Source organism: Propioniciclava sp. MC1683 (genome assembly GCF_014164675.1).
In the GTDB taxonomy this organism is placed as follows: domain Bacteria; phylum Actinomycetota; class Actinomycetes; order Propionibacteriales; family Propionibacteriaceae; genus Propioniciclava.
Genome location: NZ_JACJFX010000052.1, coordinates 1 through 10234, shown reverse-complemented (window position 1 = coordinate 10234; position 10234 = coordinate 1). Strand labels below are relative to the sequence as shown.

The window sequence follows — 10234 nt, the reverse complement described above, 5'->3', positions numbered from 1 at the left end:
CGGGGCCTCCTCACGACTGTGGATAGGCCGAACCAAGGACCACCCTCGTTCGGTAACCCACGAACATGCGCGAGAGAGGCCCTGGCCCGCAACCCCTCACACAAGAGGAGCTGCTCATACCGTCTGAGGAGGCGAAGTGGACGACGTGCGCTCCCGCACCACGTTGGAGGACGTCGCGCGCGTGGCTGGGGTGTCCCGCGCCACGGCGTCGCGGGCCGTGCGCGGCGGTGAGCTGGTGAGCCCCGTCGCCCTCGAGGCGGTGCGCAGGGCGGTCGAGGAGCTCGGCTACGTGCCCAACCCGGCCGCCCGCAGCCTCGTCACCCGGCAGACCGACACCCTGGCCGTGGTCGTCCCCGAAGACGACGCCCGCGTGTTCTCCGACCCCTTCATCGCGCAGGCCATCGGCGGGGTCGCCGAGGCGCTGGCCCACACCCCGAAGCAGCTCGTCCTGCTCATGCGCGCCCGCGGCCAGGAGAACAAGCGCCTGCTGCCCTACCTGCGCGGCGGGCACGTCGACGGCATCGTGGTGCTCTCCCACCACCGCGACGACCACCTCGAACGCGAACTCGCCACCTTGCACCTGCCGCTCGCCTTCATCGGGCGACCCCTCGAGCCCCAGCTGGCCGTGCCGTACGTCGACGTCGACAACATCGCCGGCGGACGCCTCGCCGCCGAGCACCTGCTCGCCGCGGGCGCGCGCAGACTCGCGACCATCAGTGGCCCGCTGGACATGCCAGCCGCTGTCGACCGCCTCACCGGGTGGACGGAGGCCTTGGCGCGCGGCGGCGTCACCGAGGTCGCCCGGTACGAGGGCGACTTCACCCTGGTGCGCGGCGAGGAACTCGGCGCGCGGCTGCTGGCCGAACACCCGGAGGTGGACGGCGTCTTCGCCGCCAACGACCTCACCGCCGCCGGCGTACTGAACGCGGCCCGCGCCGCCGGGCGCTCGGTCCCCAGGACCCTGCGCCTGGTCGGGTACGACGACACCCAGCTCGGCCTGACGACCCACCCGCAGCTCACCACGATCACCAACCCCGGGCGCGACCTCGCCCGCCGGGCCACGCGCATGGTGCTCGACCAGCTCGCCGGGCAGCCCGCGCCGCCTCCGATCATCATCACGCCCGTCCTCGTGGAGCGTGCCTCCGGTTGACGGGCCCAACTGGCAGGCTGTGCCCATGAGCAACCCAGAGGAGCTGCTGGAGCTGGCGCAGGCGTGGGCGACCCAGCGCGGGCGCACGTTCGCCCCCGAGTTGGTCGACACCGCGATCAGGCTGCGCGATTCCTACGACGGGCTCGAGGCCCACCGATGGCCCGCCCGGACGGTGGAACACCTCATGCTCGTCCGCTGGCCGTCGCACGGTCCGCACGGCGTGCCCGACGTCGCAGCCCTGGTCGCCTCGCTCGACACCTTCTGGCGCTTCCTCCGCTCGACAGGGCGCATGGCGGGCGGGTCCGCCGAACCGGCCGCGCTGGCCCAGGAAGCCAGGAAGGCTGGCAAGCGGATGGCGGCCGCCTGTACCGACGACCGCAACTTCGGGTCCAACAAGATCCTGCTCGGCTTCGGCGAGGAGATCGGCATCACGCTCGACGACGCGACCTCCATCGAGGAGGTCCAGGAACGCTTCGGCCGGATCACGGACGCCTGGAACGCCCTCCCGGCCGACGAGCGGCGCCGGCGGTCGCCGGGGCTGGACGCCCGCGAGGCCGAGGGCGGCGCCGAAGGGGACGGCGACGGATCAGAGTGGACCGTCGGCCTCAGCGACCCAGCCACGAGCGCACCGCACGTGAGGGCGTCCGAGTTCGTCGCCACGCTGCGCGCGCTGGTCGACTGGGTGGGGGCCGGGCGCGAGGTCACCTCGACCGGCGCGCTTCGGCCGGTCATCGCCCGCGCGGCCGTGGACGCCTTGGGCCTCGGCGACTGGGACCGGAGCTGGCGCAGCGCGATGGACTGCCTGCCGCTGCACCGCCTCTGGCTGGCCGCCGTGGGGACGGAGCTGGTCGAGCTCCGCGCCACCAAGGCGGTCGCGCACCCCGAGGCGTGGCCCACGACCGACCGGGAGTGGGTGGCCTTCGGGCTCGTGGCTGTGCACGAGCTGTACGACCTGGCCATCTACGAGGGCGTGGAGTACCCCCTCACCGAACTGCTCTTCGAAATCGACGGCCACCAAGGCGCCCCGAAGAAGCGCGCGGCCGTCGCGGACTGGTGGTGGCAGTCCCACGGCAACCCCCTCGCCGGCCCCGAGCACGACGCGGTCATGCGACCCATCAGCGACGACACCCTCGCCGGCTGCCTGGAGTTCTTCGGCGACCTCGGCCTGTGGACCGAACGCGCCGGCTACCTGATCGGCACCGACTTCGGCTGGGACTGCGCCGTGTACCTCGCCGCCACCCACAGCCCCGACGGCCAGGAGTTCGAGGGCTGAGGGCCACGCCCTACACTTGCGGCGTCCCGCTCGCCACAAGCCCTGACGGAGCCAGAATGAGCAACCCCACGTCAGTCACCGCCCGCATCGCGCTGACCGTGACGCAGCCGGCCCGGCTGGTGTTCTCGGTCGCGGTGGCGCAGGGCACCCCGACCGACCGCGAGACGCTCAGCATCACCGTCGACGGCACCGAGGTGCCCGCCACGGAGGTCAGCAGCATCGCCGGCACCCGCCTGCACGTGGTCGACGCCCCGACCGGACGCCTCGAGCTCGCCTACGCCGCCGACGTCACCGGCTCGGCCCCCACGCCCGCGGTCACCGACGCCGAGGCGATCGAGTACACGCGGCCGTCGCGCTACTGCGAGTCCGACCGGCTCAACGTGCTCGCCCCCACCCAGTTCGCCGACCTCGCCGGCCAGGAGCTGGTCACCGCCGTGGGCGCGTGGGTGAACGGGCACATGCGCTACATCCCGGGCTTCTCGGGCAGCACCGACTCCGCCATCGACACCCTCCTCGCCGGCCAGGGCGTGTGCCGCGACTTCGCCCACCTGACCGTGGCCATGCTGCGGGCCTGTGGGGTCCCGGCACGCCTGACGGCCGCCTACGCACCCGGACTGGTGCCCATGGACTTCCACGCCGTCGCCGAGGCCGCCGTCGACGGCCGCTGGCAGGTCGTCGACGCCACCCGCTTGGTGCCGCGCGCCGGGCTGGTCCGCATCGCCACCGGGCGCGACGCCGCCGACACCGCGTTCCTCACCGTGCTGTCGGGCCAGGTCACGTTCGGGCCGGTCCAGGTGACCTGCTACGCCCACGACGGGCTGCTGCCCGAGGACCCGTCCCAGCCCGTCCACCTCTGACACGCCGCCGAAACACGCGCCCCCTAGAGTGGGCGCCGTGAGCATCCGGGTCGCGCTGCACCACCAGACCACCTACCGGTTCGCGCGCCCCGCGAGGGTGATGCCACACGTGGTCCGCCTCCGACCCGCCCCCCACAGCCGCACCCGCATCGAGGCGTACTCGCTGACGGTCACCCCGCCCGACCACTTCCTCAACTGGCAGCAGGACCCCTTCGGCAACTACCTCGCCCGCCTCGTCTTCCCCAACCCGGTCGAGGAGCTCAGCTTCACCGTCGACCTCGTCGCCGACATGACGGCGATCAACCCCTTCGACTTCTTCGTCGAGGAGTACGCCGAGCACGCCCCCTTCACCTACCCCGAGCAGCTCCGCCGCGACCTCGCGCCCTACCTGCGGCCGGTCGGGGCGCACGAGGACGGCACGTCGGCGTCCATCGGCCAGGCCACCGGCGAGCCGGACGCCGTGGACACCTGGATCGCCGACAACGTCACCGCCCGCGGCCTGCTCGACGGCACGACCGGGATCGTCGACTTCCTCGTCGCGGTCAACGGCGCCATGCGCGAGGCCGTCGACTACACGACCCGCCTCGAGCCGGGCGTCCAGACCCCCGCGCAGACCCTCGACCGCGCGATCGGCTCCTGCCGCGACTCGGCCTGGCTGCTGGTCTCGGTGCTGCGCCGCTGCGGCATCGCCGCCCGCTTCGTGTCCGGCTACCTCGTGCAGCTGACCAGCGACGTCGTCCCGATCGACGGCGGGCCCGCCGGCCCCAGCGCCGACTTCACCGACCTGCACGCGTGGGCCGAGGCGTTCATCCCGGGCGCCGGCTGGGTGGGCCTCGACCCGACCTCGGGGCTGCTCGCCGGCGAGGGGCACATCCCGCTGTCGTGCACGCCCGAGCCCGAGTCCGCCGCCCCGATCACCGGCGCGACCGAGGTCGTCGAGGTCACCTTCGACTTCGCCAACGAGGTGCGCCGCGTCCACGAGGACCCCCGCGTCACCAAGCCCTACACCGACGACCAGTGGGCCGCCATCGACGCCCTGGGCGCGGCGGTCGACGAGCGGCTGGCGGCCGGCGACGTCCGGCTCACGATGGGCGGCGAGCCCACCTTCGTCTCCGCGGGCGACACCTCCGACCCGCAGTGGGAGTCCGCCGCCGACGGCGCCGAGAAGCGCGAGCTCGCCTCGCGCCTGGCCGCCCGGCTGACCGACCGCTGGGGGCGCGGCGGCATCGTCCACCACGGGCAGGGCAAGTGGTACCCCGGCGAGGAGCTGCCCCGCTGGCAGACCCAGATCGCCTGGCGCCGCGACGGGGTCCCGCTGTGGCGCGACCCGGCGCTGCTGGCCGACCCGCACGCCCAGACGAGTTCGGACGCCGCAGGCCCGGCCGGGCTGCCTGCCGATGGTCTCGCCCAAGGGATCGCCTCCCGGCTCGGGATGCCCGACGGCTTCGTGCTCGGCGCGGTCGAGGACACGCGAGGTGAACCCGGGGATCCCGTCGCCTGGGTGGTCCCGGTGTTCGTGGAAACCCAAGCCCTCAACGAGAAAACTCAAGCCCTCGGCGCAACCCGCTGGGCCAGCGTGGCCTGGCGTCCGGACGGCGAGCCGCTCACCCTCACCCCGGGCACCTCGGCGGCCGGGTACCGGCTGCCCCTGAACACCCTCGACCTCGGCGACGCCCCGCCCACGGCGGTGGTCGTCGAGCAGCGCGGCGCGCACCTGTTCGTGTTCCTGCCCCCCATCGACCGGCTCGACGACGCCGTCGGCCTGCTGGGTGCGATCGAGGCCGCGGCCGCGGCGTCCGGAACGGCGGTGGTGCTCGAGGGCTACCGCCTGCCCGACGACCCGCGCGTGGAGAGCCTGTCGGTCACGCCCGACCCCGGCGTGATCGAGGTGAACGTGCAGCCGACGTCCACGTGGGGTGAGCTGCGCGAGCTGACCACCACCCTGTTCGACGACGCCGCCCACTCGGGCCTGGCCACCGAGAAGTTCGACCTCGACGGCACCCACACCGGCACCGGCGGCGGCAACCACATCACGCTGGGCGGCCCGACGCCGGCGGATTCGCCGTTCCTGCGCCGGCCCGACCTGCTGCGCTCGCTGGTCACCTACTGGCAGTGGCACCCCGGCCTGTCGTACCTGTTCACGGGCAAGTTCATCGGCTCCACCTCGCAGGCCCCGCGCGTCGACGAGGGCCTGGCCGAGACCCTCTACGACCTCGAGATCGCGTTCAACGAGCTCGAGGCGATCACCCAGGACCCGTCCATCGAGCACGATGTCGCCGCCGCCGTGGCCGCCGACAGGCGCTTCGACGAGGACCCCGACGAACGCGTCGAGCGCCAGCGCCGCTCGCAGCCGTGGCTGGTCGACCGGCTGCTGCGCCACCTGCTCACCGACCTGACCGGCAACACGCACCGGGCCGAGTTCTGCATCGACAAGCTCTACTCCCCCGACACGGGCACCGGGCGCCTCGGCCTGGTCGAGATGCGCGGCTTCGAGATGCCCGCCCACCCGCGGATGAGCCTGATGCAGGCCGCGCTCGTCCGCGCGCTGGTGGCCCGGTTCTGGGAGGCGCCCGTGCAGGGGCCGCTGGTCCGCTGGGGCACCCGCCTGCACGACCGCTACCTGCTGCCGGCGTTCGTGGCCGCCGACGTCCGCGAGGTCGTCGCCGAGCTCAACGCGCACATGGAGTCCTGGCCGGCCCTCCCCGACGGCACCCGTCCCCGGTTCGACGAGCGCTGGCTGGAGCCGTTCCTGGAGTTCCGGTTCCCGCGGCTGGGCGAGGTGCGCATCGGCGACGTCGAGCTCGAGCTGCGCAGCGCGATCGAGCCGTGGAAGGTGCTCGGCGAGGAGGTCGCCCTCGGCGGCACGGCCCGCTACGTCGACAGCTCCGTCGAGCGCGTTCAGGTCAGCGCCGTCGGCCTGACCGAGGGGCGCCACGTGCTGACCTGCAACGGCATCCCGGTGCCGATGACCCCGATCGCGACCACCGGCTGGGGCGTCGGGCGTGACGCCACCGCGGGCGCGCGGGTCGGCGGGGTGCGGTTCCGCGCGTGGAACCCGCCCTCGGCCATGCACCCCTCGATCGGCATCCACACCCCGCTGCACTTCGACCTCGTCGACGTGCGCAACTCCACGTCGCTGGGCGGGTTCACCTACCACGTCACCCACCAGGGCGGGCGCTCCTACGACCGCTACCCGGTCAACGCCGTCGAGGCAGAGTCCCGCCGCACGGGCCGCTTCGAGGAGCGGCGCACCTCGGGCCGCGTCGACACCTCCGCCTGGCCGGTGCCGGGCGGGGTGCTGGGCGGCGACCCTTCGGAGTTCCCGGTCACCCTCGACCTGCGCCGGTACTCCCGCGGCCGCCACCCCGTCGTCGGGGCCGAGGAGGCCGAGTGAGCCTGGCAGCCGGCTATGCCGAGCGGTTGGCGTCCCGGACGGCCACCGGCCTGGTCGCCTTCGACGAGACCGGCGCGGGCGGCGCCGTGCACGACCGCGCCCTCTGGGAGCACCTCGAGCGCCTCGGGCCCACCGGCCTCAACAAGCGCCGCCGCGAGATCGACCGCCTCACCCGCGAGGAGCGGATCGGGCAGAACGGCGGCCGCTGGAAGGTCGACCCGATCCCGCTGGTGTTCGAGGCCGAGCCGTGGGCCGCCCTGCAGGCCGGGCTCGAACAGCGCGCCCGCCTCTTGGACGCCCTGCTCACCGACCTCTACGGCCCCCGCGACCTGATCCGCCGCCGCGTGCTGCCGGCCGCGCTGTTCCTCGGCCACGACGGCTACCTGCTGCCGGCCCACGGCGTGACGATCCCCGGCCCGCGGCAGCTGCCGTTCGGCGGCACCGACCTCGTCCGCACCCCCGACGGCTGGACGGTGCTCACCGACCGCGCCCAGGCCCCCGCCGGCGTCGGCTACGCGCTGGCCAACCGACGCCTCGTCACCCGCGTGATGGAACCCCTGTCCCGCACCACCCGCTCCTCCCGGCTGCGCGGCTTCTTCGACGTGCTGCAGAACGCCCTGCAGGCCGCCGCCCCGCCCGGCATCACGTCGCCACGCATCGTGCTGCACTCCCCCGGACCCTCCAGCGACACCTCCTACGACCAGTCGCTCGTCGCCACCCTCCTCGGCCACCCGCTGGTGGTCTCCGACGACCTCGTGGTGCGCGACGGCGCGGTCTGGCTGCGCACACCCGGGCGGCCCCAGCGCGTCGACGTGATCCAGCGCCGGGTCGACGGCGAGTGGTCCGACCCGCTCGACCTGCGCCCCGACTCCCGCCTCGGCGTCGCCGGGCTGCTCGCGGCCGCCCGCCGCGGCGCGGTCTCGGTGGTCAACCCGATCGGCTCGGGCGCGATCGAGAACGTCGGCCTCACCCCCTACCTGGACGCCGCCTGCCGCGCCCTCCTCGACGAGGACCTCCTGCTCCCCTCCCCGCGCACCTGGTGGTGCGGGGACGACGCCTCCCGCGGCCACGTGCTCGCGAACCTCGGCGAGCTGGTCATCCGGCCGACGTCGCGCAGCTCGCGGCCCACGACCATCCCCGGCTGGGAGCTGGACGCCGCCCAGCGCGACGACCTCACCCGCCGGATCGAGGCCCAGCCCTGGGCCTGGGCCGCGCAGGAGCGCGTTCAGGCGTCCACGGCCCCGGTCGTCACCCCGCAGGGGCTCTCGCCGCGCGCGATGGTGCTGCGCACGTTCCGGATCGCGCTCGACGACGAGTACGTGGTCATGCCCGGCGGGCTGGCCAAGGTCGCGATGAGCGAGGAGGAGACCCTCGTCACCCGCGGCGACACCGTCATCGCCAAGGACGTCTGGGTGCTCGAGGACGAGCACGCCCCCGTCTGGCGCTCGCTGCGCCCGGCCGAGCCCACGGCGTCCGGGGTGGCCGTCATGCCCGATCTCACCCCCCGCGCGGCCGGCGACCTCTACTGGCTGGGCCGCTACGCCGAGCGCGTCGAGGCCACCGCCCGGCTCGTCGCCGTGGGCGACAACCTGGTCGACGACCAGCTCACCCGGCCGGAGTCGGCCGGCCACACCGCGATGGTCGAGATCATGGACGCCATCGGCGCGGTCACCGGGGTGCGGATCGACCCGGCCACCGGCGAGACCGAGGAGGCGCGCTACTCCGAGCAGCTCACCCGCCTGGTCGTCGACGACGAGCTGCCCGGCACGGTCGCCTACGCCGCGCGGCGCACCAGCGAGAACGCGCTGGCCGTGCGCGAGCTGCTCTCCCCCGAGACCGTCAACGTGCTCGGCGGGCTGACCCAGCTGCTGGGCGAGGTCCGCGAGGCGGCTGCCGAGGACGGCCTGATCGACCACCAGGCCGTCTCCACGCAGGTGCTGTCGTCGTCGTTGGCGCTGGCCGGCATCGCCGGGGAGAGCCTGGTCCGCGACGCCATCTTCACGTTCATGGACGCCGGCCGTCGCCTCGAGCGCGCCCAGGCCACCGTGGGCCTGCTGCGCCACACGCTGCGGGACACGCACTCGCCGGTCCCCGAGGCCGTCATCGCCGAGATGGTGCTGCGCGCGGGTGACACCCTGATCACCTACCGCCGGCGCATGGCCGCCGGCGTCGGCTCGACCGTGCCGGCCGTCGCCGCGATGGAGCTGCTGCTGGAGGACCCGATCAACCCCCGCTCGGTCCGCTACCAGCTCGAACGGCTGCTGCGGCACTTCGACACCGGGCAGGACCCGGCCCTCGTCGCGGCGATCGGCGAGGCCCTCGACCTGGTCACCGCGCCCGACCACGACGCCCTCTTCGCCAACGGCAGGGCGGGCCTGGCCGAGCTGCTGGCGTCCCTCGACCAGCGGCTGCGCGACCTGGCCCGGGTCATCGAGCGCACCCACTTCGCGCCGCAGGCCACCTCGCGCGCGTTCGCGGTGCCCGAGTTCGCCGAGGAGGTCGCCCGATGATCGACCACCACTCCCGGCGCCGGTACGAGGTGCGGCACCGCACGGCGTACACCTACTCCGACGACGTGACCGCCTCGTTCGAGCGGGCCATGCTGCGCCCCCGCGAGACCGAGCACCAGAAGGTGCTCGACCACGCCATCGAGATCAGCCCCGAGCCTGACCGCCTCGACGAGTCCGTCGACGCCTTCGGCAACTGGACCCACTACGTCGAGATCTCCACCCCGCACACCGAGTTGGTCGTCGCCAAGCGCACCACCGTCGAGATCGCGTGGCCCCCGGCCGACCTGGCGGCGCTGAACGCGTGGACGGTGGAGTCCGCCGCCGCGTTCCTGCGCACGGCCCCCGACGTGGACCCGTTCGAGCACGCCGCCTACACGCTGCCCAGCACGATGGTGACCCTCGAGGACGAGGTGCGCGCGTTCGCCCACGTACTGTTGCCCGGGAACCGGCCCCTCGGGGAGGCCATCGAGGCGGTCTACCGCGAGATCTACAGCGGGTTCACCTATTCACAAGGGGTGACGTCGGTGTCGACCACCCTGCCCGAGGTGCTGGCCGCCCGCGCCGGCGTGTGCCAGGACTTCGCCCACCTCGGCGTCGCCTGCCTGCGCGCGGTCGGGCTGCCGGCCCGGTACGTGTCGGGCTACATCGAGACCACGCCCGCGCCCGGCACGGTGAAGCTCGAGGGGTCGGACGCCTCGCACGCCTGGGTGGGTGTCCTCACCCCCGGCGGCTGGGTCGACCTGGACCCGACGAACAACCACCTGGCCGACTCGCGCTACATCGTGACCGCGTGGGGGCGCGACTACCGCGACGTCTCGCCACTGAAGGGGATCATCTTCACCGAGGGCTCCGGCTCGACGCTCACCGTGGCCGTCGACGTGAAGCGCCTCGACTGATATGTAGGCCCTTTTGTCAAGGGGGCGTGACGAAGTGGCGTCCTCCTGGTTGGGGGACGCCACTTCGCTTTTGGCACGGTGCTTGGTGACGTTCGGCGTGGTCGTCGACGCGGATGGTCAGACTGACATGCGCGGGTTGGTTACCGCTTGACGG

At 73.6% G+C, this 10234-nt stretch carries 6 protein-coding genes; all 6 read left to right on the top strand.

Going from position 1 to position 10234, the window contains the following annotated elements:
- Positions 1-136 precede the first annotated feature (136 nt).
- Genes H5397_RS16475 through H5397_RS16450 form a run of 6 tightly spaced genes read left to right on the top strand, consistent with a single transcriptional unit; the run spans position 137 to position 10080 of the window.
- Positions 137-1150, top strand: a complete 1014-nt coding sequence (locus H5397_RS16475) for a LacI family DNA-binding transcriptional regulator (protein ID WP_182818784.1) — start codon at positions 137-139, stop codon at positions 1148-1150.
- Positions 1151-1175: 25 nt separating this feature from the next.
- On the top strand, positions 1176-2423 hold the full coding sequence (locus H5397_RS16470; RefSeq protein ID WP_182818783.1) for a hypothetical protein: 1248 nt from the start codon (positions 1176-1178) through the stop codon (positions 2421-2423).
- Positions 2424-2479: 56 nt separating this feature from the next.
- Entirely contained in the window at positions 2480-3280 is an 801-nt protein-coding gene (locus H5397_RS16465) for a transglutaminase family protein (RefSeq protein ID WP_182818781.1), read from the top strand.
- 37 nt (positions 3281-3317) lie between these two features.
- The gene (locus H5397_RS16460; RefSeq protein WP_182818779.1) at positions 3318-6674 is read left to right on the top strand and encodes a DUF2126 domain-containing protein; all 3357 of its coding nucleotides are present in this window, start codon (positions 3318-3320) and stop codon (positions 6672-6674) included.
- On the top strand, positions 6671-9184 hold the full coding sequence (locus tag H5397_RS16455) for a circularly permuted type 2 ATP-grasp protein (RefSeq protein WP_182818778.1): 2514 nt from the start codon (positions 6671-6673) through the stop codon (positions 9182-9184). The genes H5397_RS16460 and H5397_RS16455 overlap by 4 nt, the downstream gene beginning before the upstream one ends.
- Positions 9181-10080 (top strand): transglutaminase family protein, encoded by a 900-nt coding sequence (locus H5397_RS16450; protein ID WP_182818776.1) that lies wholly within the window; start codon positions 9181-9183, stop codon positions 10078-10080. Before H5397_RS16455 ends, H5397_RS16450 begins: the two co-directional genes overlap by 4 nt.
- Positions 10081-10234: the final 154 nt, after the last annotated feature.

What these genes read in the sequence shown, in the direction of transcription:
- H5397_RS16470 (WP_182818783.1), top strand. Translation starts at nt 1,176, where the DNA reads ATGAGCAACCCAGAGGAGCTGCTGGAGCTGGCGCAGGCGTGGGCGACC.
- H5397_RS16465 (WP_182818781.1), top strand. Translation starts at nt 2,480, where the DNA reads ATGAGCAACCCCACGTCAGTCACCGCCCGCATCGCGCTGACCGTGACG.
- H5397_RS16450 (WP_182818776.1), top strand. Translation starts at nt 9,181, where the DNA reads ATGATCGACCACCACTCCCGGCGCCGGTACGAGGTGCGGCACCGCACG.